20 protein-coding genes are annotated in these 24,724 nt (G+C 43.8%); 14 read left to right on the forward strand and 6 right to left on the reverse strand.

Annotation, left to right across the window (positions count from 1 at the left end):
- Nucleotides 1-42: 42 nt before the first annotated feature.
- The 7 genes from LHL20_RS16550 (at nt 43) to LHL20_RS16580 (ending at nt 7,452) form a co-directional block, all read left to right on the forward strand.
- Nucleotides 43-234 carry a DUF5348 domain-containing protein gene (locus tag LHL20_RS16550; RefSeq protein ID WP_150141098.1) on the forward strand — a complete coding sequence of 64 codons (192 nt, stop codon included), beginning with the start codon at nt 43-45 and terminating at the stop codon, nt 232-234.
- A gap of 27 nt (nt 235-261) precedes the next feature.
- Nucleotides 262-825, forward strand: coding sequence for a recombinase family protein (locus LHL20_RS16555; RefSeq protein WP_150141100.1), 564 nt, complete (start codon nt 262-264; stop codon nt 823-825).
- 1 nt (nt 826) lies between these two features.
- Nucleotides 827-1,267: a hypothetical protein gene (locus LHL20_RS16560; protein ID WP_150141102.1), complete on the forward strand. Its 441-nt coding sequence runs from the start codon at nt 827-829 to the stop codon at nt 1,265-1,267.
- Nucleotides 1,264-3,438, forward strand: coding sequence for an AAA family ATPase (locus LHL20_RS16565; protein WP_226434090.1), 2,175 nt, complete (start codon nt 1,264-1,266; stop codon nt 3,436-3,438). Before LHL20_RS16560 ends, LHL20_RS16565 begins: the two co-directional genes overlap by 4 nt.
- A gap of 373 nt (nt 3,439-3,811) precedes the next feature.
- Nucleotides 3,812-4,717 carry a hypothetical protein gene (locus LHL20_RS16570; protein WP_226434091.1) on the forward strand — a complete coding sequence of 302 codons (906 nt, stop codon included), beginning with the start codon at nt 3,812-3,814 and terminating at the stop codon, nt 4,715-4,717.
- A 161-nt stretch (nt 4,718-4,878) separates the two neighbouring features.
- Nucleotides 4,879-6,162 carry an alpha/beta hydrolase family protein gene (locus LHL20_RS16575; RefSeq protein ID WP_226434092.1) on the forward strand — a complete coding sequence of 428 codons (1,284 nt, stop codon included), beginning with the start codon at nt 4,879-4,881 and terminating at the stop codon, nt 6,160-6,162.
- 201 nt (nt 6,163-6,363) lie between these two features.
- Entirely contained in the window at nt 6,364-7,452 is a 1,089-nt protein-coding gene (locus LHL20_RS16580) for a tetratricopeptide repeat protein (protein ID WP_226434093.1), read from the forward strand.
- A 57-nt stretch (nt 7,453-7,509) separates the two neighbouring features.
- On the opposite strand, the gene LHL20_RS16585 is transcribed toward LHL20_RS16580, so the two are convergent.
- The 6 genes from LHL20_RS16585 to glpK all read right to left on the reverse strand — a co-directional run bounded on the left by LHL20_RS16585 (nt 7,510) and on the right by glpK (nt 18,114).
- Nucleotides 7,510-9,639, reverse strand: a complete 2,130-nt coding sequence (locus tag LHL20_RS16585) for an alpha-galactosidase (protein ID WP_226434094.1) — start codon at nt 9,637-9,639, stop codon at nt 7,510-7,512.
- 90 nt (nt 9,640-9,729) lie between these two features.
- Nucleotides 9,730-10,476: a SapC family protein gene (locus tag LHL20_RS16590; protein ID WP_226434095.1), complete on the reverse strand. Its 747-nt coding sequence runs from the start codon at nt 10,474-10,476 to the stop codon at nt 9,730-9,732.
- A 15-nt stretch (nt 10,477-10,491) separates the two neighbouring features.
- Nucleotides 10,492-12,039, reverse strand: coding sequence for a tryptophan halogenase family protein (locus LHL20_RS16595; RefSeq protein WP_226434096.1), 1,548 nt, complete (start codon nt 12,037-12,039; stop codon nt 10,492-10,494).
- 36 nt (nt 12,040-12,075) lie between these two features.
- The gene (locus LHL20_RS16600) at nt 12,076-13,512 is read right to left on the reverse strand and encodes an SLC5 family protein (RefSeq protein WP_226434097.1); all 1,437 of its coding nucleotides are present in this window, start codon (nt 13,510-13,512) and stop codon (nt 12,076-12,078) included.
- A 66-nt stretch (nt 13,513-13,578) separates the two neighbouring features.
- Complete coding sequence (locus tag LHL20_RS16605) at nt 13,579-16,323, reverse strand: TonB-dependent receptor (protein ID WP_226434098.1); 2,745 nt, start codon at nt 16,321-16,323, stop codon at nt 13,579-13,581.
- A 306-nt stretch (nt 16,324-16,629) separates the two neighbouring features.
- The gene (glpK, locus tag LHL20_RS16610; protein WP_226434099.1) at nt 16,630-18,114 is read right to left on the reverse strand and encodes a glycerol kinase GlpK; all 1,485 of its coding nucleotides are present in this window, start codon (nt 18,112-18,114) and stop codon (nt 16,630-16,632) included.
- A 163-nt stretch (nt 18,115-18,277) separates the two neighbouring features.
- Here glpK and LHL20_RS16615 point away from each other — a divergent pair, with 163 nt between their 5' ends.
- The 7 genes from LHL20_RS16615 to mreD all read left to right on the forward strand — a co-directional run bounded on the left by LHL20_RS16615 (nt 18,278) and on the right by mreD (nt 24,715).
- A complete protein-coding gene (locus tag LHL20_RS16615; protein ID WP_159627194.1) occupies nt 18,278-19,036 on the forward strand; it encodes a DeoR/GlpR family transcriptional regulator in 759 nt (252 codons plus the stop codon).
- A 242-nt stretch (nt 19,037-19,278) separates the two neighbouring features.
- Complete coding sequence (gene glpD, locus LHL20_RS16620) at nt 19,279-20,811, forward strand: glycerol-3-phosphate dehydrogenase (RefSeq protein WP_226434100.1); 1,533 nt, start codon at nt 19,279-19,281, stop codon at nt 20,809-20,811.
- Between the two features lie 41 nt (nt 20,812-20,852).
- Nucleotides 20,853-21,413, forward strand: coding sequence for a histidine phosphatase family protein (locus LHL20_RS16625; protein WP_226434101.1), 561 nt, complete (start codon nt 20,853-20,855; stop codon nt 21,411-21,413).
- Nucleotides 21,414-21,504: 91 nt separating this feature from the next.
- Nucleotides 21,505-22,008, forward strand: coding sequence for a hypothetical protein (locus LHL20_RS16630; RefSeq protein WP_226434102.1), 504 nt, complete (start codon nt 21,505-21,507; stop codon nt 22,006-22,008).
- A gap of 284 nt (nt 22,009-22,292) precedes the next feature.
- Nucleotides 22,293-23,336 (forward strand): rod shape-determining protein, encoded by a 1,044-nt coding sequence (locus LHL20_RS16635; protein WP_014947909.1) that lies wholly within the window; start codon nt 22,293-22,295, stop codon nt 23,334-23,336.
- Between the two features lie 37 nt (nt 23,337-23,373).
- Nucleotides 23,374-24,246, forward strand: a complete 873-nt coding sequence (mreC, locus tag LHL20_RS16640; RefSeq protein WP_226434103.1) for a rod shape-determining protein MreC — start codon at nt 23,374-23,376, stop codon at nt 24,244-24,246.
- Nucleotides 24,239-24,715 (forward strand): rod shape-determining protein MreD, encoded by a 477-nt coding sequence (gene mreD / locus LHL20_RS16645; protein ID WP_159627189.1) that lies wholly within the window; start codon nt 24,239-24,241, stop codon nt 24,713-24,715. Before mreC ends, mreD begins: the two co-directional genes overlap by 8 nt.
- Nucleotides 24,716-24,724: the final 9 nt, after the last annotated feature.

Consider the following 24,724-nt stretch of genomic DNA (forward strand, 5'->3'; position numbering starts at 1 on the left):
CTAAAGTTATAACTTTAGTTCAGTAAAAGTATGGAGAAAGTCATGAATCGTAGTTATCTGAATGAACTTGGAAGGTTTGAATGCGAAGGCGTTCAATTTACTAGTGGTGATGTGGTTGAAGTATTTGACGATGGTGAATGGAAGGTAACCAGAATCGAATATAGCGACAGCCAAGGCGGTTATTATTCTGTTGATGGATATGAATTACTTGGACGGCCTTTAAGGGCTGCTTAGGCTTGTTTATTCAATAAGGAGATCTAAGTGGCACAGATAGGGTATGCAAGGGTTAGCACTCAAGAGCAAGATCTTGAAGCTCAAGTTGAAGCGTTAGAACGTCATGGTTGCGAGAAGATATTTTCTGGTAAGCAAAGCGGTAACTCTTTGGATAATGTAAAAAAACTTGACGATCTTCTGGATTACATCCGTGAAGGTGATGTTGTATGCGTTACAAAACTTGATCGTTTGGGAAGAAGCCTAAAGGGGATCATGACTGCAATTGATGGTATTCATTCAAAAGGCGCTGCTCTTACAACACTTGATGGAGTTATTAACAGTGCGGACGATTCGCCATTTGGGAAAGCTGTTCTTCATGTTATTGCTGTTTTTGCTGAGCTGAACAAAAGCCTGATCATCAAAAATACCACCGAAGGTCGTGAACGGGCTATTGCTCAAGGAAAGCATATGGGCAGGCCAAAGACTATTCCTGATTCTGACAGGGAAAAGATCCGCAAATTAGTTCTGTCAAAGCAGAAATCCAAGAACCAGCTCTCAAAGGAGTATGGCGTAAGCAGAACTACGATAAGACGCATCGTGGAGGGCGGTTAAGATGAGTAAAGAAAGAGGTCAACGTAACAGAGATCTATTCCTAGGTTGGGTAGCTGAAATGAAATCGAAAGAGTCGCCTAATTGGTTGGATTATTGGCATGGTGATACCTTAAGCCCGAAGAAAATTGCCGATGAGCTTGGATTTGATTCCTCTGCATTTAAGGAAAAAAGAAACAAAAAGCTTTTTGACTTGTTGCAAGACCTTAAACAAGAACTTGCAACCTCAGGAGTCTACCAACAGCGCAAGGCTAATTTGCCTCTCGATAAAGAGGTAATAGATGTATCCAAAGGTACTGAAGAAGACATAAAGGACAGCGCCAAAGTTCGTGATCTCAAAAGGACAAATCGCAGGCTTCAAAATGAAAATGCCAAACTAGCTGCTGAGGTTGCCAAGCTATCAGAGTTTAAAGAAGTGTTGATTGAAATGGGCTTGTGGAAATGAAGAGTAGCGCTTATCTGGTAAGGATCACCAGAATATACCAATACCGCCCAGATAACGTGCGATTGGGGGCTGTTTTTGTTAATCACAACTTAGGGGCGCATCGCATTGAGATTCTGACTACCCAAGAAAAGCTGAATATTGACCCGAAAGTTGGACAGCAATGGAAAATCCTCAAAGAGCAAAACTTCAGTATCAGACAGCAGCAAGTCAGCACGGGGGGTTATGTTGATGTGTGGCGCTTTATGGAGCCGACACTAAAATGTGTTATGCCAGATAATGGCGTTGGATTTGTAACCTTTTTAAGTACAGAGAAAGGGTTTGAAGGCATAGGTAAGGTAAGCGCTCAATTCCTTTGGGAAAAGTTTAGAAGCGAAATATTTAACGTACTAGAACGTGATAAATATGCGCCTTACGAAAAAGACCAATCAAAAACAAATTTTCAAGCAGTTAGGGAAGTTTTGCTTAGTGACAAAGCGGCACATGGGCTTTGGCATGGCTACAAAGAGTATTCAAATCTAAAACATTCAGCGCAGTTGGTTGAATGGGAAATAGAAGCCCCTATTCAGCGACAATTATTCAGATTTGCCGATCAGGATGCTATCAATTTTCTTACCCAGAACCCATATCGGTTGTTTTCATTGGGGATGCGATTTCACAAGGTAGACGATATTGCACAAAAGCATTTCGGTATAAAACAGGATGATGAAATTAGACTGGTAGCAATCGTAGAACAAGCATTGAGATTATGGAGTGAACAGGGCAATACGGTTGCAGACTGGCAAGACATTAAACCGTCAGTTTCTAAGCTGTTGAACAAAGACCTGCGCTTAGTTACAAGGGCAAGCGAGCTAGATGGCGGTATCGTTGGGTTTGTTAAACAAAACAATCAATATTTCGTTTCAGGCAATTATATATTTGAGAAGACTATAGCCAAACGTTTTGGTAACCTCAGAAAATCAAACAACCGTTGGTCGAGCGAGTTGGAAGAAGCATTCAGAACCTCGTTCCCTGCCGATTGGCCCATTGAAAAAGCACAAGAACGTGCCGTAAGGACAGCATTAGTCAGTCACGTCTTTGCGCTAACTGGAGGAGCTGGAACAGGTAAAACAACAACTACTAAGCTGATTGTAAATGCTTATCAAAAATTAGGTTATACGATATACCCCGTTGCGTTATCAGGGAAGGCAGCTCGTAGGCTTCAACAATCAATCGGTTTTGAAACGAAGACAATAGCAAAACTGTTACGAGAAACTGATCTTGATACGGATAAAGCTGTACTGCTTGTGGATGAAGCCTCTATGTTGGATGCGTATACCATGTGGCGTTTGGTTACTTTGTTTTCTGATATGGTTCGAATCTTGTTAGTTGGTGATCCTTATCAGCTTCCACCGATTAATGCGGGTTTCATTTTAAATGATGTAATTAAAAGCGGTGTAATAAACCATGTGGAACTTGATGTCGTGAAACGACAGGGAGCAGATAGTAGTGTACCTGCATATTCCAATGCCATACGGCACGGCATAATGCCAGAGTCATTAACTACTACTGACATTACGTTCCAAGAATCAACGGGCGATATTCTGCAAGACGCAGTAACTGTGTATTCTGAGTATGACAACGCCATGATAGTCGCTCCTACCAACGATACGGTAAGAAAAGCAAACATCATACTGCAAGGTGTTGTGAACCCTAATAGCAAGCTTCTTGACCTTACGGATATGCCGATTACCAAAGGAAGCTATGACTTCAGAGAAGGTGACCCGATTGTTATTACCTTAACCAGTTATAAACACGATGTTCAGAATGGTACATTGGGGATCATAAAGAGTGCAGAACCTACTGATGAGTATGCTTGCTTAATTGAACTTGAAGACCTTGATGAAAAAGGTAACAAACGTTTGTTAGAAGTCGATTGGCAATTATTTGAATATATCGATCTCGCATACTGCTTAACCTTGCATAAATTGCAGGGGTCACAAGCTCCTAATGTGATTGTTTTGCTTGAACGAGGAAGGTTGCTTGATCGTAGTTGGTTGTATACGGCTGTGACAAGAGCAGAAGATAAAGTACATATTATTGGCAAGGAAACGGATTTTCGTTATGGTGTTAACAAACAAGGCGCAGTTGATACTCGTAAAACCGCCTTGGCAGAAATGTTGAAAAATGTTTAAATTTAACCGTAATTGGTAGAAAATAGCGCAGTTTATCTACATTGTTATTTTTTAATGTTTAAAAGTAAATTAGGGTCACTTGGCGAAAGCTATTGCTAGTAAAGGATGTTGCTACTGTACTGACCCTGAATTTATGTATTTTGTCTTAGATAACCGTTCTAAACTCGAACAGTTCAACGCAGTTTAAAAAGCCCTTCTTTGAAGGGCTTTTTTCGTTTAACGACTTATGTGTGAGACGCATGTCCTGTAATCATGAGGTGATTACTCTAGAATTTGCGCTCTTTTTTTGATCGTTTTTTAGGCATGTATATTGTTGAAAATAGTTTCAATGCTTTTATTTAAAAGTGTAATGCTGGTTGTGTTGGCATTTTGTATGCCCCAACACGTCCAAGGCCATCAGATAGAAAATACTGAAAACGACAAACCTACGGCTGTTTGGTTGCGACCACCTGAAGTAGGCATGCGAGTTGACGGCGTAGAGATTAACGATGGCCCCTTATTCAAGAATATGTCTTACTTGGCGTCATATTTGCCGCAATATACGCACCGCTTTGAAACCTATCCGATAAAACGCGCATGGGCAATGATTGGCTCAAACAGTGACCCCAGTATGGTGTATTGCTTTTTTGGTGCATCTTATCGAGAAGACCGCTTAGCGTGGGGGTATTTTTCCGAACCCACATCCATTAATTTGCCCCTATTAATGGTCACGTCATCTGAACTCAATCAAGCCATAAAAAGCAAAGAAGCAAGCCAGGTGAGCGATGATGAAAAATTGTATGAAAAGGTTTCTCTGCAAAGGTTGCTAGAAAAGCGCTATAAAACGGTACTCTATAACGATGTAAAAAACGCCTATAGCAACGCTGTAAAGCAGTGGGGGAAACCCTTTAACATTGTTACATTGAATGGGTTAGGTAAAGATTTAGGGCTCCACACTATCGAACTTATAGAGACTGGACGCATAGATTTTGGTTACGTTGGTCATAAAGAACTTAATAGCCTGACACCGGAACAATATTCTTCAATGGGCGTTTATCAAATCTCTGAATTATCGAATGAAATACGCGGTACAAAACGGCTGTTTTGCGCTAAAACAGAACTGGGTAAACAGGTGACTGAGTCGCTAAATAAAGCACTTCTAGACATTAAGGAAAGCCAGATTGCAAACCGAGAACTTCGCGAAATTAACTTCGTTGCTGATGGCTATCCACAGATGCTAAAGCCAATATTTAATAAACGTTGGGAAGATGCGGAAGATACATTCGATATTGCTGACTAATCTATGTATCCGAAGGGGATACGTTTACCTTAATGACGCAGTACTGTATTAGCACGCCTTATTGCCAAAAATAAGCAATAACAATGTTGTCAGTCTTGTTAACCGCCATAAGCAGGGTAATATTACTTATTGCCTACAAATTACCCGTAAAGTTAATAATTATGAAAACGTTATCCCTTTTTTTTGGTGCGAGCCTGCTAGCGTCGACCGCCGCTACAATGCCTGCTTTTGCCGCTCAAAATCTCTACAAGCCCTTTCCTGCTGATGTTATGCCTGAGCTCAGTGCAGATGGTGCGTACAACGTTGGGGTTAAAACGATTGAAGCTACCTACCCTCAGTTAGTGCCAGACTTTGTAAAAGGACAGGCAGAACGAAGCCTTATGCTTGAGGTGTGGTACCCAACCAAAGAAGAAACTGCGCTTACACAATACAGTGACGAAACACGCAGTGGCATAACGTTTGAGGTGCAAGCTAACGCTTATCGCGATGTTGCTATTGCAAAGACAGAAACCAAATATCCAGTCATCGTTATCTCACATGGATATACAGGTTATCGCACGTTAATGCACTACCTTGGCGAACACTTAGCGTCACATGGCTATGTGGTAGCTGCCATCGACCACACTGACTCAACTAACAAAGATGTTAACTTTGCTGAAAGCCCATATTCTGGTTTTCCAAGCACACTCCTTAACCGTGCTAAAGACCAAGTATTTACCTTAAATGCAATAACGGAACACCCATTTTTTAAAGACAGTGTGGATAGTGAAAAAGCGGGGGTGATCGGCTATTCCATGGGAGGATACGGGGCAGTAAGCACTGTTGGTGGGTGTTATGCATTTAATGATACCACCGCCGCTACTTTTACTGGCACACAAGACCCGGCCGCTGTCCAATTAGTGAAGCAGGCCTTAAATACGTGTGCTGGTGGAAAAGAGAGTAGTGATGCGGTACTACCGTCGTGGAAGGCGGCCTTAGCACTGGCTCCGTGGGGTGGTCAGCATCAGTTATTTGATGTTCAGTCACTTAACGATATTAAGGTACCTGTTTTATACGTAGCAGGTGACAACGATGATATTTCGGGTTATGACGGTATCCGTTGGTTGTTTGACAATACGGGGAACTCTCACACTAAACTCCTTACCGTTAAGAACGCGCGCCATAACGTAGCTCCGCATCCAGCACCTAAAGAAGCCTATGGTAGCGAATTTGATTTAGGCAGTTACATCGAGCCCGCTTGGGAAGTGCAGAAGCTCAATGCCATTAATGAACACTTTGCATTGGCACTTATGAACTGCCACGTAAAGCAAATGCCAGATTTCTGTGAATTCTTAAACGTGTCGGGCAGCAGTGACCAAGTGCCTGTTGGTGGCGAAACACCTGCACCATGGAAAGGGTTTGACAATCGTTGGGCGCTCGGATTGAAGATGGAAAGCAAGCCGTAAATCACTCAGCAACTTTTAACTAAAAAAACGGGCTCACCAATTGAGCCCGTTTTTCTTAAACATGCTTTTTGTTACAAATAATCGATGGAAATTTGTTCAGGCTAGGTTAATTTAGCGTTATCTATCTTAATACAAACGCATTCAATGCCACTAGACATTGCATCTACCACTAACATTGCACCTATTACAAAGGGACTTGGAATGAACGTCAAAAAAGTATCTTCACGTTTGTTATGTGCGGCAGCCGTATCGATTGCACTTACCAGCGCAGGCGCGTTCGCGCTAAATAATGACAGCATAAAAAATACAGATAGCACGAGTATTGAGATGCTTGATGCACGTTTTAAGCAAGGTGATTATGAGTTCGTCATAGAAGCGCTTGAAGATGTGAAGGCGAAAACGCCCAAGCAATACAATATCCTTATTTCTGCGCTAATGAATATAGACCTAGATGACGCAGAAGAAGTGGCTGATGAATTTGTGAAAAATTACAACAGCGATTACCGTGCTTATCACACTCACGCGAATGTGATGGGAGCGCAAGCATCCAACAGTATTTTCTCTGCACTTGGCTATGCTGAAAAGGCCAAGCAGAGCTTGGAAACTGCCGTTACGTTAGCACCTGATGAAGTCGGTGTATATCAAGCTCTCATGCAGTTTCACCTAATGGCCCCCTCTATTGCTGGGGGAGACATGGATGAAGCTGAAAAGCTTGCTGATAAAATAGCCACCCTCGATGCCCTTGAAGGGCAATTCGCCAAAGCGAAGTTTTACCTTCAAGACGATCAGGTGGACAAGGCCGTCGAAATATATGCCACCCTTGCTCAGCAAAATGAGGCAAAGATCCGCGCCAACCTTGAACTAGGTACACACTATTTAACTGATGAGCGTTTTCAAAATGCCTTCGAAACCTTATCAGTCTTGTTGAACGAATCTGTAGAGACTGTGACAGATAAAGAATCTGAGCAATGGGAAGCTTACGCTGAAAACAAAAGCAATTTGCTTTATGGCAAGTACCGCATGGGACTCCTTGCAGTGCAAAGCGGTGAATATACAGATAGCGGCATAGCTGCACTTGAGCAATATATTGAAGAGTACAATTCCACAAGTATTGAAACTGCCCACTTGCCAAGTATGAATTGGGCTAACTTGCGTTTGGCCGAGCTTCGGTTAAATGCCAATGATGTTCAGCAAGCGAAAGCGACCTTGTCACAAATCAACGGTGAAGAAGACAAGCGGTTTGCCAAAATATTGAAAGGACTTAAAAAGCAAATAAAAAAGCGAGCTTAGGGCACACATCCTAAACCCGCTTTTTGTCGGGACAACAAAAATGTTTGGCTTGCTACATTACACCGCTTTGACCGTGTAAATCAGCGCGGTTTGAGGGAAAAGTACGGGGAGTTGCATACCGTATTTCATCAATATTTCACCCGAGAATACCTGTCCGTCGATTTGTTGCAGAATCGACGGCGTATATTCTTTTAGCTTCTCTGGCCACACGCGCTCGACAATGTATTGCTTGCTGGCATCAAGACCGGCAAAGTAAAAACGAGTTGGTGTAGTTCGAAGGGTTTCTTTCACGCTGTTATAGGCAAATATGCCTTCACTTTTATCTTTTGACATATACCCAAACTTCACGTTCAAGCCGTCGTCATCCAGACGATATAAGTCACCACTATGGGTAATGTGGCGATACTGCTTGTACAGTGAAATGGCGTCTGTTAGTACTTTTTGCTCGTGCTCGGTAAGCTCTCGCGGATCCATTTCAATGCCCATATGGCCAAATAAAGCGACAGCACTTCGGATTTCAATAGGCAAGTTGCGCCCTGTAATATGACAGTCGCGCGGGCCTACGTGAGCGCCCATTACTTCTGAAGGGAAAAAGTATGAGAAACCGCGCTGGATATATAAGCGGTCTAGTGCGTCGTTGGAATCTGATGTCCAGAAACGGTCAGTATGGGGCAGAATTCCTAGATCTACGCGTCCGCCACCTGAACAACAACTTTCTATTTCAATGCCTGGGTGAGCTGCTTTAACACGGTCTATAAGCGAGTATAACGCGGCCATTTGACCGTGCATTGCAGGTTTACCTTGAAGGTTGCCCGGGTGATTTACGTCGCGATTCATGTCCCATTTGATATAGCTGATTTTCGGATATGCTGTGAGCACATCGGTAATCACTTTATAGAGATACTCAACGACTTCTGGGTTAGTTAAGTCTAGGACATACTGATTTCTAAATGGAACCTGAGGGTTGTTCTCGGTATGTAATGCCCACTCGGGATGGGCGCGGTACAAGTCGCTATCTGGGTTAACCATTTCAGGTTCGAACCAAATACCAAACTCCATGCCTAAGTCGGTAACGTGATCAATAAGCCCATCTAGACCTTGCGGATAGATTGCTTCATCGACAAACCAATCACCTAAGCCTGCTTTGTCGTGTCGTCTTCCTTTAAACCACCCATCGTCTAACACGAATCGCTCTATGCCTAATGGTGCAACTTTGTCTGCCAGTGCTTTTAACGTGTCTTCGTTGTGGTCAAAGTAAATACCCTCCCAAGTGTTGTAGTGAACCGGGCGAGGTTTAGAGTCAGCACTGTGGTTGAGTATGTTGGTGCGAACAAAACGATGAAACTGTTGTGAAAGTGACGAAAAGCCAGCATCACCAAAACCGGTGTAAAGTACTGGGGTGGTATAGCTTTCTCCCGCAGCCAAAGTCACTTCACCAGGAAACAACAATTCGCCAAACTGCACATAACTTCTTCCGTCAGCCATTAATTCTGCACGCAGTTTATGATTTGCCGATGCACCTAAGTGGTAACCGTAACAATCGCCTTGCAGTTCACCCGTGCCAGGCGCAAAGGCGATCAAACCAGGAAAGGTATCATGTGATGTCTTACCACGACGGTTTTCGCGAACATAACTACCAAAAAATAGGTCGTGATCGGTAGTCTGAAACTCTGCCGACCAACGTCCTTCAAAAGTCTTAATTTTAGATACCGTGGTAGGTAGAGGAAGGCTAGCTGCGTTAAGGTAATGTAGATTTAACGTGTTATCCCCGATATTTTCTAGTCTCGTTACATACTTTACGACCGATGTGTTGTCATCAAGCCCAACGGTTGTTGTTAATCTCATACCGCGTGCTTCGTCGGTTGCAATAAATGCTACCGCGTTGTCTGTGCGATTAATTTTCTGAAGACTGAAGCCAGCTGCCCATTGATCGGTGTTGCCCGACACTTCTAAGCCGGGTTGTCCTGTCCAACCTTCGCCATGTGTTGGCACGAGTGTAATTGGCGGCTCAATCACAGGAGCGCACTTTGCTTCTTGGCGCGTGTTTAACACACTTAGCATTTCAGACGTTGTCGCGCTACTTAAGGGGGCACCATAATAAATAACTTTTGGCATTCGTCCCTGACAGTCAAAGATAAGTGTGGTTTTATCGTTCGAGAGACGAACGAATGAAGAAAGTGACGACATAAAAACCTCTTTAAACACCACTTTGAACAATGCGGTGTGAGTAGTGAAAGTAAATCGGTTAAAACTGCTTAGTAATGAGTACGGCTTCTACTATTGAGAAAGCTTAATGCCAACTTTCTCAGCAGGATTGTCGAAGCGTTGAGTTAATTGTACCAACCGATTGTATTGACGAAGGGAAAGCAACATAGCATTGATTGCCATTGCTATACCTTGCTGATGAAAGCGCACAATTGTTGCTTCATCAAGCTTAGCAAACTTTTCCTCATTGATTGACAATAGGTCGGTCGATGTGACGGTTTGGCCATCTTTAAGCGTTAACGTAACTGACAGTGGTGACAATAAATCGTGTTGCTTCAAAATGGTGATAAATGTGTGAGCCTGCTGCTGGCCTTCAATTAAATTGCTCAAGCATGCTTGATAGTGTTTAAGCGTATGCGTTGGTTCACCGTCAGATGAAAACAATGCGCATTCTTTATCGGCTTTGTCTTGTACTCTATCTGATGAATCGTCAATTAATACGGTGACTTTGTTGTTATCAATAGCAAAGTTAAATGGATACGTTTGGACACTCAGTGGAACAGCGTGGCCTTGCCATTGGTTTTTTGAACAAAAAAGATTTCCATAGGTTTCAAAGCCAACTACACCCGCCAGTGATTGCTTGTCTGTCGCTTCGTCGTTAACAACCACAATAGGCAAGCATCCGCTCAGCGACGCCAATTCATTAAACCCAATATTGACCAGATTAAAGTTTTTAGCGTGAGCAAAGCTGTTGTCTGGTTGTACCGAAATCTCGCGATGTACCTTGGTATCAAGAGGAATAAAATTATAGGTATTCATAGAAGGTCCGATTCCTTAAAAAAAGCGTTCTATTAACCCGCGATGAGAAGGGAGACGTCCTTTCAACTGATCAACTAGCGAGTGGTTTAATTGGAATTGCTTGGTCGCGAATGTTTGCTGGTTCATTGTCCGCATATAGCCGCGAAGTGAATGTGAAGAGTACTGAGTGTCAGACATTCCATAGAGGATATAGCGATAGCTTTGTGCACTAAACACATCATGAGTAGAGGGAAAGTCACTATCCAAAATGGGGCGATGACGCCACTCTTCTAGTAGGCAAGCAAGTTGTTCAGGTATGCTCTGGTCACTGCGATTGTCTTGCCAAAAAGGGGTTTGGTTATTGCTTAGCACATAATGGAGCTTCAAGAATTCAATAGTCCGCTCCCACATATACGTCAATGAGCTATTGAAGCGACGTTGAGCGAAGTGCATAACCGAAGTGTCGGTAGGCAGTTGCTCAGCCAGCATGGCAGCGCTTTGCTCTATTAACATCAATGCAGAGGCTTCAAGGGGTTCCAAAAAACCACTCGACAGGCCAATTGCCACACAGTTTTTTACCCAAAATTGTTTTCTATAACCAGTCTTAAATGAAATAGTTCTAAACGAACCTTCATCAACAGGCGCGCTAGTCAACGGACGAAGATAATTAGCAAACGTTTCGCTGGCTGCATCGGTAGACTGGTAGTCACTCGAAAATACATAACCGGTGCCTCTTCGATGTTGAAGACCAATATCCCAAATCCAGCCGGCTTCTTGTGCGGTGGACAGTGTATGACATGCTATTGGCGCGTTGGGATTGTCATAAGGTAGTTGACAAACAAGAGCGGTATCAGCGAACAACTGATGCGAGGCATCTTGTATCCCAACGCCTAGTGCTTTTTCAATCAATAGCCCTTCAAAACCTGTGCAGTCAACGAAGAAATCACCCTGAAGTAGACCACTCTTCTTTGTTTGAAGCGCTGCAATACCGCTGTTATGTTGCTCAACCGACACCACATCATCTACGATGTGCTCAACCCCTAAAACCTGCGTGCAGTGTTCCCGTAAAAGCGTGATAAATTCGCCAGCGTCGAGGTGGTAGCCATAATTAGCGACGAAAGACTGATTGCCATTGGCGCTAACTTTCGGCGCTAATCCCGCTTCGCACAGCGCAGGCTGAAAGCAAACATCATGGGCATATTGCCCTTTATCCGCGTCTTTCAGCAACCAATAAGGTGATATGTCTAATCGTGCTGAGCCCTGCGGTGCACTAAAAGGGTGATAGTAAGCATTTGATGCCTCTCCCTTATGCCAGTTAACAAATTTACTGGCTTGCTTAAAGGATGCACTGGCCTGCTTGATGAGTTGTGATTCACTTAAGCCAATTGAAGATAAGGTGTTGCGCATGGTAGGCCATGTGCCTTCTCCAACGCCAATTGGGTGCACAGTGCTTGATTCAATCAACGAAATAGATAGGCGCTGACCACGATCATCGCTAGCGCCATATTTAGCCGCCAATATGCCGGCTGTCAGCCAGCCAGCAGTTCCACCGCCCACAATAACAACACGATTTACTTGTGACATAAGCGAGTTTCTCAGCACCCTTAAATGATTACTGTATTAGTCAATCAATCTACCACGCCACTGTGCCTTTTGCTTAAACAGTGCTTTATTTAAGAATAGAGCTAGGGCGATACAGCACGCCAATGTGATAGGCATTAAGTGTATATAATGTAGGCCAAACGGGGCGTGTACAAAGCTAAAGTAAGAATAAAGACCCACGCCGAAGACGACAGATATTATTCCCGCATACGCGTTGACATTGTTAAAGAGTAAGCCCACAACAAAAATTGATAAGACAGGCATACTGATCAGACCCCATAATTCCTGCAACAAGTTAATAATACTCTCCGCTTGTGCGTAGACAGGTACCATTAATAGCGAAACTATAGTTAATAGCGCGGTAACAATCCCACTTAAGCGCGCAACATTCGGTTCTTTTTGAAAGTAAGCTTCGTGAATATCACACACATAAAGGGCAGTAGCTGAATTCAAATTACTGTTGTAGGTAGTTAGCACTGCCGCAGCCAATGCCGCTGCGAATACACCTGATAGCCAACTGGGTAGTACGTCACCTACAATTGTGCCATAGGCTGCATCGTTGATGTCGCCGTACAGTTTGAATGAAATAATACCCGGTATAACAATGATTGAGGGTACTATAATGAATCTGATTATTGCTGCTGCATATACCCCTTTCTGCGCTTCCTTTAAATTAGGGGCTGCCATTGCTCGTTGAGTGATAACTTGGTTCGTTCCCCAGTAAAACGCCTGAATAAATATCATGCCTGTTAGCAACGTATGCCACGGAAGCGGAGAGTCGTTATCACCGATCAAAGTGAGGCGCTCTTTCGGAATACCTGAAAAGTCAAAGTCGATGGCGAATAGGGCAAGCACCACAACAACAATTGCCATTGTAAGCAGTAATACGCCTGAATAAGTGTCTGATACTGCAACCGCGCGCAAGCCGCCGAAAATAGCATAAAGTGCACCGATTAAAGCAAAAGCAGTTGCTACGTACATGAGCGGTAAGTCTACGTTGAACATATTAATCATGAACAGCGAGCCCGAGTAGATCACTGCAGGCATGAAAATAAGGCTACTTCCTAAGAAAAATAGTAACCCAATAAGCGCGCGTATATGTTTGTTGTTATAGCGCATTTCGAGCAGTTCAGTTGTGGTGGTGCAATTGTAGTGGTAATAAACTGGCAGAAACACTTTTGCCAGAATGATGAGGCCGATTACTGCAGCGAATTCCCACCATGCAAGTAATGCCATTTGATTACCGTTCATGCCCACAAGCTGATCGGTGCTTAAGTTTGTTAATGTAATTGAGCCCGCGACGAAAACCCATGTGAGTCCACCACCAGCTAGAAAATATTCTTTGTTTTCGTTGGCTTTACTATGCCCATGACCGCGACACTTTAAATAGGTAAGAAGGCCAATAAGCGCGGTAATAAAGATAAAAACGATAAGTTGGGTTAGGCTGCCTGACACGAAAAACTCCTCAGCAGTATAAAGGTAAAAAGGGGGCGCAATGCCCCCTTAACAGTCTAATGATAATTAGAAGCTAGCACGTACACCTACTGCGTAACGTGCACCATCTGCAACTTGTTGTACAAATTGCTCAGAGAAACGTCCGCGACGTGTAAGCTCTTCGTCGGTAATATTGATACCTTCGAAGAATACCGTTAGAGACTCGTTAATGTCATAGCTTACACTCATATCAACCTGAGTATAAGTTTCTGTGAAACGAGGCTCTGTTCCGCCTAGTGAGCTTACTGCTTCTTGCATGAAGGTTTCACGGTTGTTTAGTGCAACACGTGCCTGGAATGCATCTTTTTCGTAGAACAGGGTAATGTTCTGCGAGTTACCTAGACCTGGAAGGCTAAACTCTGCGTCAGAATTCACGATAGTAGCGTTAGCTTGAATACCAAAGCCACTTTCTAACGTGTGCAACCACGCTAATTCTAGACCTTCTACTTCAAGTGTTTCGCCGTTACGCGGACGAAGTACGCTAAATACATATTCACCACTTTCTAGGAACAGTGACTCATCTTCTACGTCGCCAGCAATGAAGTCTTCAACTTCTTTGTTGAATGCCGCCGCTGAGAAGTAACTTGTATCATCGTAGTAGTACTCTAGTGATACGTCCCAGCTCGTTGCGCTGTATGGCTGTAGTGCTGTGTTACCCGCTTGCGCTTGTAAGTTTCCTGGACGTGAAACAGTAACGTTAAATACTGGTACTAGGTCGTCCATCATCGGGCGAGTTAACGTTTCTGAGTATGCATAGCGTAAGTACAGATCGTCAGTTAACTGAAGCTTCACGTTAACGTTCGGTAACAATGAAGAGTAGCTGTTGGTTTCATTGATTGCAGTACCGAAATCTGTTTCATAAACGATGTTCAAATCTGAAGGATCGTTTGGAATTGGCTCTAGATCTCTAACAATCTGACTTGTGCCATCAACAGAGGTATCTGTTTCGCTGTAACGGAAGCCAAAGTTAATGTCTAAAGGCATGTCAGAAACTTCTGTAGAGAAGTAGAACTGAACATAAGCACTTAGTACTTCTTCAGTAACCGCGAACGAGTCATTGCTAGGCTGTGGGTTGGCGATATTGGTAGCGTCAATGGTCGCACGAACATCGTCAAATGATAGGCCTGTTGCGTCAGAGATTTGCTGAACCGCTGCATCTGAAGTCGCGTAGTTGAAGAACGCCTCAGGATCGTAAGTTAACCACTGATTTGGTACACCGCTGAAGTAGTTCTTTGCAGTAAATAGCGTTAACAATTCATCAGGTAGGTCAAAGTTGTAACCACAGTATACGTTACATGCAGAGGCGAATAGGCGAGTATTCGTTTTCTCACGATCTTGATAATAAACACCGAAGTCTGCTTTGTAGAACGCATTGTTTGAATCTGGAACCCAAGTGAAATCTGCGCGGTACTCAGAGATAGTATCTTCTACGTCGAAACCATTGCGCTCATTGTAGTGCATACGGCCTAATGAAGGTGTTTGTAATGCTGCATCACCGCCGGCTACTGAAAGCGTTGGTGTTGAGCCTGAATAATCCACACTGTATTCGTTGTTGTAACCTACAACAGTAAAGAAGTTCGCACCACCACTAGAATCTTCAGCCGTTGAGGTTGAAATATCGATGTTTGCGGTAAGGTTGTCGTTAACAATCCACTCGAAGTTGGCGCCAAATGCCTGAATGTCTACGTCTCTACCGTAACGGCGACGGATAAAGTCAGTCGCACCACCCACACCGTCTACAACAGTACTGGTTACACCAGAAAGACTACCATTGTCTGTGAAAGACATATTGTCCAAGTTGCTATCAGAGAACCAGTGACCAACACTGTGTGCATCCGAATCAACCTCAAACTTTGAATACAAGCCGTCTAATGTTAGCGTCATGTCATCATTTGGCGCATATTGAACAACAAGTGTACCTGAGGTTCTTTCACGATCGACAAGGTCAACAATCTGGTCAAAGTTTTGCGGGATATACACACCGTTAAATTGCGCACTGTCGGCATAAGCTGGGTTATCAAGCTCAGAACGGTTAGTAATACTTACACCTGGACGCCAGTAGCGCGTTTCAAGCATGTTTGTTTGTAGTTCACGCTGCTGGAATGAAGCCGCGGCTAGAATACCTAGCTTGCCATCCATAAAGGTATTGGTGATTAGGCCAGACATTTGTGGTGATGTTTCTTCAGAAATGTCTTCGTACATGCCTTTCACACTGGCTACAGCTTTAAAGCCATCAAACGCGAAAGGACGTGCAGTAGTGATTTCAACAGTAGAACCAATACCACCTTCTTGCATTGATGCTAGCGGGCTTTTGTAAACTTTAGCGCCACTGATAAGTTCAGCTGGCAAAGTGTCAAAACTAAACGCGCGGCCTTGGTTTTCCGTAGCAATTTGACGTCCATTTACTAACACAGTATTGAAGTCTGGACCGAAACCACGAACAGTAATAAATTGACCTTCACCACCAGAGCGGTCAATTGCCACACCGGTGATTCTTTGCAGTGATTCAGCAACGTTTTGGTCAGGGAACTTACCCAAATCTTCAGCAGTAATACCATCGTAAACAACGTCTGATGCTTTCTTATCAAGCATTGACGCCTTCAGTGAGCTGGTAAAACCTTTTACTTCGATAACTTCCATTTGCTCTTTTTGAGAATTATTTTCTTCTTGAGCGAATGTAATTGGAGCGTGTAGGGCAGAGGCGATAGCAACACCTAAAAGTGAGCGTCTCGCAATTGGGCCTAATTGTGATGTGTTAATTTTATGTGTCACTGTGTTTTCTCCGTGAGTAGGCTACGTTTTAACGTATTTAGCACTAAAACTACGTTTTTAGTATGTGCGGATCAAGCTTATTAACATTACTTTTACACATTTAACGTTATATTTTCGTGATTATTATTTGTAACTTTATGAAAAATATAGCGTTTCTGTTTTAAGGTAAAAGGTGAAACGTTTACCTTGTTTCCAATACTAGCACAAAATGACAATGTAATTACAATGTTATAAAAAATTTTTTTTGTATAAAAAAAGTGCGGGCTATAACCGCACTTTATTAACAATCAGAAAAATAAGCAGAAATTAGCTACAGCGAATGCGCTCTACAGCAGCTTTCCAGCCGTCATAGGCCTGATCTCGCTCTGCTTTAGAAAGTCTTGGTGTGAAAACGCTATCACTTCGCCAACATTGAGTGAGATCATCAACACTGTTGAAGACGCCAGCTTGCAACCCTGCAAGGAACGCGGCGCCTAATGCTGTGGTCTCAGTGACTTCTGGGCGTTCGACTTCCGCACCTAAAATATCTGACAAAAAGCCCATTACCCAATCGTTTCGCGACATTCCACCGTCTACACGTATATTGGTTGGTCTAGCGCCATCACTTTCCATGGCCTTTTGTAAGTCTTTAGTTTGATAGCACACCGATTGAAGGCCTGCGGCCACGATTTCACTAATTCCTGTGTCTCGGGTTAATCCCAGAATGGCTCCTCGCGCATCAGGGTCCCAGTAAGGCGCTCCAAGGCCAGTAAAAGCGGGGACTAGGAATACGCCATTGTCGCGTCTTGCTCGCTGAGCAAGCGCTTCAGTTTCTGCGGCATCATCAATGAGCTTAAGGCCATCGCGTAACCATTGCACCGTAGCGCCGGCCATGAAAATACTGCCTTCAAGTGCATAAGTAGTTTTACCATCAAGTCGATAACCTACTGTGGTAAGCAATCTATTCTTTGATTTAAGTGGGGCATCGCCAGTGTTAAGTATCATAAAGCAACCTGTGCCATAGGTACTCTTTGCCATGCCTTTTTCAAAGCACGCTTGCCCCACTAATGCGGCTTGTTGATCGCCTGCAACACCTTGAATAGGCGTCGCGCTACCAATAATACTCTCTTCAATCACGCCAAAATCTGCGGCGCAATCCATAACTTCAGGTAGCATTGATTTTGGAATGTTGAATGTAGAAAGCAGTTTGTCGTCCCAACATTGCTTGTTGATATCAAACAGCATAGTGCGCGATGCATTAGTCGCGTCTGTCTTGTGAGACTTTCCATCGGTTAATCGCCAAATAAGGAAGGTATCAACAGTACCGAAGAGTAGCTCGCCATTCTCAGCCTGTGTTCTAGCGCCCTCTACATTATCTAGAATCCAGGCGACTTTAGTTGCTGAGAAATACGGGTCGAGCAACAATCCTGTAGTCTGTGTAATATAATCGACAAGCCCTTCATCATTACTTAACTCACGGCAAAGTTGCGACGTGCGACGGTCTTGCCAAACAATAGCTGGATACACCGGCTTACCGGTTTCTTTGTGCCAAACCAGCGTGGTTTCTCGTTGGTTAGTGATACCAACCGACGCGATATCTGCAGGTGTTACACCACACTTGTTGAACACTTCTTTCAAAGTGGTGACAACGCTTTCCCAAATTTCTTCAGGGTCGTGTTCAACCCAACCATCATTGGGGTACTTTTGTGAAAACTCTTGTTGAGCAATACCCTCTATTTTTCCATTTGGAGAAAAAATAATACTACGTGAGCTTGTTGTGCCTTGGTCAATGGCAAGAATATGTTGTCCCATGACGTCACTCCTGAAGATAGTTTTCATAGAGTTTGCATCATTTACACGGGATTAACAACGCTATATTTTCGAAAACGAACATTTGATTTTCGAATTGGCATGGGAAGTTGAAACAGAAGGAAGTATACTGACAACTCCATTTTTACTCATAACGGTATGCTTGATGAACCAAACGCAAAGGCACGAAAAAATTGTTGGATTAATTAAACAACATGGCTTTATGTCTATTGATGATTTGGTCACCGCGTGCGACGTTACACCTCAGACTATCCGCAGAGACTTAAACCAGTTAGCCGAAAATGGTGTACTCAGCCGTTATCACGGTGGTGCTGGCCTTAATCGCAGCTGGGAAAATACGCCTTATCAGGAAAGAAAAACGCAAAATAGTCAGGTTAAAGAGAAAATTGCAGAAGCCGTTGCCGCAATGATCCCAGACGGTGCCTCACTGTTTATCAATATCGGTACGACAACCGAAATGATTGCCACAAAGTTGCTTAATCACAAAAATTTGCATGTTGTGACAAACAACATTCATGTAGCCACTATTCTTTCAGCAAAAGAAGACTTTTCGGTGATTATTGCTGCAGGCGAGGTGCGCTATCGCGATGGCGGCATAATTGGTGAAGCAACCTGTGATTTTATCAGTCAGTTTAGAATGGACTACGGCATTATTGGAATCAGTGGGATTAGCGCAGATGGCGCACTTCTCGATTTCGATTTTCGTGAAGTAAAGGTGTCTCAAGCGATATTGGAACATACGCAGCACGTGATTTTGGCTGCTGACTATAGCAAGTTTGAGCGTCGCGCTATGGTTGAGCAAGGCCACATATCACAGGTAGATTGTTTGGTTTGCGATAAAACGCCGCCGCCAAGTATCAGCAAAATCATAGAAGAAAACAAAATCACCTTTGTAAAGGCATAATCATTTTCTTGTCATAAACCTCACTCACACTCATTTTACCTTCTTTATTTTAAGTAGATTGCTGCGGTTTATACGCGGTGCTAATCGCGGCCCAATTCTAGCTATTCATTCATCAACCAGTATAACAGCTGGGTTTGGTTTTTAATTTTCTTTAATGTTCGAAAATGTTCGTTTTGTGTTGACATGTTTTCTTTTTGGTTGTCAAATAGCCAAATAAAAGAATGGCCGTAAAGGGGCATAACATGAATCAAAGTAAGCAAGCAGACAAAACCGTAGACGTACTCGTCGTCGGTGGTGGTGTTAATGGCGTTGGTGTTGCACTTGATGCAGCAGGTAGAGGGTTGTCTGTTGCGCTGTGCGAAAAAGGCGATCTTGCTGGTGCGACTTCATCATCAAGTAGCAAATTGATTCATGGCGGTCTTCGCTATTTAGAACACTATGAGTTTAGGCTTGTAAAAGAAGCCCTGGCAGAGCGTGAAGTTCTGCTTCAAAAAGCGCCACACATCGTGTGGCCATTGCGTTTCAGGCTTCCTCATCAAAAGCACTTGCGTCCGGCTTGGATGATTCGAATTGGCTTATTTTTGTATGACTCACTGGCTAAACGAAACATGCTCCCGCGCTCAAGAAAGGTGTCTACAACGCCCCAAGGTCCGCTAGTCAATGAGATTTCGACCTGTTTCGAATATTCAGATGGTTGGGTAGATGACGCACGCCTAGTGGTGCTAAATGCACTCGCGGCTAAGGATCAAGGGGCAGACATTTACACTCGCACAGAGTGCGTGAGCGCAAAAAAGGATGGCGCACTATGGAATGTGGAATTAAAGACGCATTTAGGGAAAACGTTTACAGTTAAGGCGAAGTCAATTGTTAACGCTGCCGGTCCTTGGGCTGTTTCGTTTTTAGATAGATTGGTTGATGTTGCAAACCCCAACGCAATGCGCATGGTTAAAGGCAGCCACTTTATTGTGCCGAAACTCTACGATAGTGAAGAAGCCTATATTTTGCAGAATAAAGACGGGCGCATAGTGTTTGTGATCCCCTACGAAGGTGATTTCTCCTTAGTGGGCACTACGGATGAAGACTATAAAGGTAACCCTTCACAGGCGTCTATCTCTGCCGAGGAAACTGACTACTTAATTGATGTAGTAAATAACTACTTTAAAACCAAGATAAGTCATGGCGATATTGTTCACAGTTACAGCGGTGTGCGTCCTTTACTTGAAGAAAAGAATGCCTCTGCACAAGAGTTGACGCGTGACTACAAAGTTGAGCTTAAAGGTGAGAAAGGTGCGCCAATTTTACTCAATATTTTTGGTGGAAAGATTACGACCTACCGGAAATTAGCTGAGCATGCGGTTGATAAACTTGTCACCTGCTTCCCAAAAGCAAAGAAAGCGTGGACCAAAGAAGTGCCGCTACCCGGCGGCGCATTTGAAAGCCAAGCATCGCTGGTGGCTGAGTTAACTCAAACCTATCCATGGTTGCCGATTACTCAGGCGCAGCGCTATGCAAGACAGTACGGCTTATTGTGTAACAAATTCTTGAAAAATGCCTCGTCACTCGATGAATTAGGCCCAGACTTTGGGGCTGGGTTATACCAAGCAGAAGTTGATTACCTAATTAATCATGAATGGGCCATGTCACTGGAAGACATTATTTGGCGCAGAACAAAGCATGGGCTGCGTTTAACTGAAGCACAAAAAGCAGAGCTGGCTACTTATATTAGTACCAACGTAGACGGCGAAACGCACAATGTCGAATTAGCTAGCGCCTAATTCACAACGCTTAATTGTACTTACACGCTAACAGGGACGTTATGGCACATTATCATCCAAAGGAAATCGTTTTAATTCGTCATGGCAAACCCTTGTCTGCACACAATGACAAAGTAACTGCATCGCAATACGCAAAGTGGATAAAAGCGTACAATAAATCCGAACTCGACCCTCAAAGTAAACCCGAGACTACGACTCACCTTGATAACAGCTATATCATGGTGAGCCCGCTTGTACGCGCCCAACTTACAGCAACACATTATGGCGTGAAAAAAGCCGACGAAGTGTGCGACGACCTAAGAGAAATGGACATACCTTACTACAAACTACCCGTGCAACTGCGTACATGGCATTGGGTTGTTGTAAGTAGAGCGTTATGGTTTTTGGGGAAGAAAGGTCGTTTTGAAAGTTTTGAAGCAGCGAAATCTCGAGTAGATAATCTGGTTGCTCGCATTGAAGATTTATCATTAGAACATGAACGTTTGGTGCTGTTTGGCCATGGTATGACTAACTACTTCACCCGCAAGGCGCTAATGGCAAAAGGGTGGCAACTAAAGCAGAAAAATAGTGATTTTTGGGGAATAACGGTGCTTTCCCAATAAACATCTGCTTTATATTTTGTTCTCTATGCCGATAAAATAGCGATATCGCCCGTTAGTACAGTGTATTGATGTCGGCATTAGGAAGAGAACAATGAAAAATACAACAAATGACACTTCTCCATATCTCAATATAATGAAGGCATCCATTGCCGCAATTTTTGCTATTGCGCTTGGGGTGTTAATCAATGTTTTTAATACTGATGAAAGCAACACAACCGAAAATGCTTTTTTAAGTAGCGCCTCAACGTTCAGAGATCATGTTATCTCGTCACACTGGCAATGGCGCGTACAGCAGCCTACCACGATGATCATGTTGATTCATTATGATAAAGCAGGAAAAGAAATTAATCGTAAACCAGTAAGAATGAATCACAATGGATGGCCCACCGCAGAGCTTACTGACGAAGGTTGTGAGAAAGTATGGACGGGCTTAGTGGCATCGCCGTTGAACGTTGATGGCTTTAAGGTACACGCTCGCTACTATTCCGACACGGACGATAGCGAAGACAACTATTGGTGTCGTTATAGTTTAAGCAGTGGTGCCTATTTTGACTACTACCCTGCTTCAGGTAAAACAACTGATGTAGAGTTCTAATCGTTGCACGACAATGGGAACCTTTTAGCCCTTGCGTAGTCTTTTATCATGTAAAATGGTAAACCTCTTTGAATAGGGGAAAACGATGCACACTACATCTCTGCAAGACCAAAATTGAGAACTTGCAGTGCTAAATGAATATAATTTAACAACAAATAAAGGCATTACTTGCCCAAATTTGCCCCCATTGTTAAAGTGTGACAATAAATATCGACTTCATGTTAAAGCGTCGCCATCTCACCTTTGCATATACGCGTTAACACAAAAACAGGAATACACTCTTCATGTTTAAAAAGCTTCGAGGCATGTTCTCTAACGATCTGTCCATAGACCTCGGAACAGCTAACACGCTGATTTACGTAAAAGACCAAGGTATTGTACTTAACGAGCCATCTGTTGTAGCTATTCGTCAAGAGCGTGCAGCCGGGCCGAAAAGCGTAGCAGCTGTCGGTGCAGAAGCGAAGCGCATGTTAGGTAGAACGCCAGGAAACATCCGTGCGATTCGCCCTATGAAAGACGGCGTGATTGCCGACTTCTATGTAACAGAAAAAATGCTTCAGCACTTTATCAAGCAAGTACACGACAATAACTTCTTGCGCCCAAGCCCTCGCGTGCTGGTATGTGTACCTTGTGGTTCAACACAGGTTGAGCGCCGTGCTATCAAAGAGTCTGCGCTAGGCGCAGGGGCGCGTGAAGTCTACCTTATCGACGAGCCAATGGCGGCAGCAATAGGTGCAGGCTTACCCGTATCTGAAGCTACGGGCTCAATGGTTGTTGATATCGGTGGTGGTACAACAGAAGTTGCCATTATTTCATTAAACGGTGTGGTGTACTCATCGTCAGTGCGCATCGGTGGTGACAAATTTGATGAAGCCATTATTAACTACATTCGTCGAAACTTCGGTTCACTTATAGGTGAAGCCACTGCTGAGCGTATCAAACACGAAATCGGCGCAGCTTACCCTGGTGAAGAAGTGCGTGAAATCGAAGTGCGCGGCCGCAACCTTGCTGAAGGTGTACCACGAGGCTTTACGCTAAACTCAAACGAGATCCTAGAAGCGCTGCAAGAGCCGCTTACGGGTATTGTATCTGCGGTAATGGTTGCTCTTGAGCAGTCTCCTCCTGAGCTAGCGTCAGATATTTCTGAACGCGGTATGGTACTAACCGGTGGTGGTGCACTACTTAAAGACCTAGACAGATTGCTTATGGAAGAAACGGGCATTCCTGTGGTTATTGCGGATGATCCGCTAACTTGTGTAGCGCGCGGTGGCGGTAAGGCATTCGATATGATTGACCTTCACGGTGGCGACCTGTTTAGTTACGAGTAAGCAGGAAAGGCAACCTTAAGGTTGCCTTATTTGTATCATGGATACTATTTTTACGCGCGGCCCATCGCTGAATAATCGACTCGCACTGGCATTGGTTTTGTCGGTGCTATTGATATTTGTCGATCACAAACTCGACGGCTTTAAATCTACGCGCGTTTACCTCAATTCTATCATGAGTCCGTTGCAATACATTGCGAATTTGCCCGGTCTTATGCTTAATGAAAGTGCTCAGCGCCTCACTTCTCAAGAGCAGTTACTTGCCGAAAATCAGAAGCTCAATAATCAACTGTTGTTAATGAGTGAAAAACTGCAGCAATTTGACGTTATTCAAAAAGAAAACCGACAACTGAGAGAGCTACTTCAAGCGCCTCTACGCATAGATTCTCGAAAGATGGTTGCTGAGTTAATGGCGGTGGATAAAAACCCATACAGCCAGCAAGTGGTTATTAATAAGGGGGCAATAGACGGCGTCTATCTGTCACAGCCCGTTATTGATGACAAAGGCATTGTGGGACAAGTCACGGAAGTAGGCACAACGAATAGTCGGGTTCTGCTGATTGCCGATGTTACTCACGCTATTCCAGTGCGCTCACTACGCAACGATATCCGCTTTATTGCGAATGGCAGCGGTAGCTTAAATGAACTGTATCTTGAGCACGTGCCACATAGCGTAGACATCAAGGTAGGGGATATCTTGGTGTCGTCGGGTTTAGGAAAAGTCTTCCCTGAAGGTTATCCAGTGGCGCAGGTTACTCAGGTTGTACGTGACGAAAGCCGTCCTTTTGCACAGGTGGTGGTAGCGCCGGTCGCTAAGCTAGATAGGTTGCGACACTTGTTGTTACTTTGGTACACGAAAAAAACAAATGCAGAAGAAAATAACGAGGCAGTAGAAGAGTCAACCGATGCGTAAACGTAACCTCGTAATTTGGATAAGTATAGCGATTTCGTTGGTACTACAAATAGTGCCATTGCCTATTCAGGTTGATGTTTATCGTCCTGACTGGGTGCTGGTTGTTTTGGCTTATTGGAGTATGGCGCTACCGCAACGTGTTAATGTGGGTGTCGCTTTTGTTACGGGTATCGCCATGGATATTCTTGTTGGTACAACCCTAGGTATACACAGTCTTGGTTTGAGTATTTGTGTTTATGTGCTCGCTGCAAATTACCAGCGACTTCGCAATTACTCAGTATGGCAACAAGCTATTATTATCGGCCTGCTTTCTTCACTTTATCACTTGCTCACGTTTTGGGTGCAGCACCTTCTTACCGATATTTATTTCCAGGTTGATTACTTGTGGCCTGTTATTACGTCAATGATGGTGTGGCCTTGGATTTTCTGGTTACTTCGTCGAACTCGTCGACAGTTTTCAATATCCTAAGCAGCAAGT

Source organism: Alteromonas sp. McT4-15 (assembly GCF_020515205.1).
GTDB lineage: Bacteria > Pseudomonadota > Gammaproteobacteria > Enterobacterales > Alteromonadaceae > Alteromonas.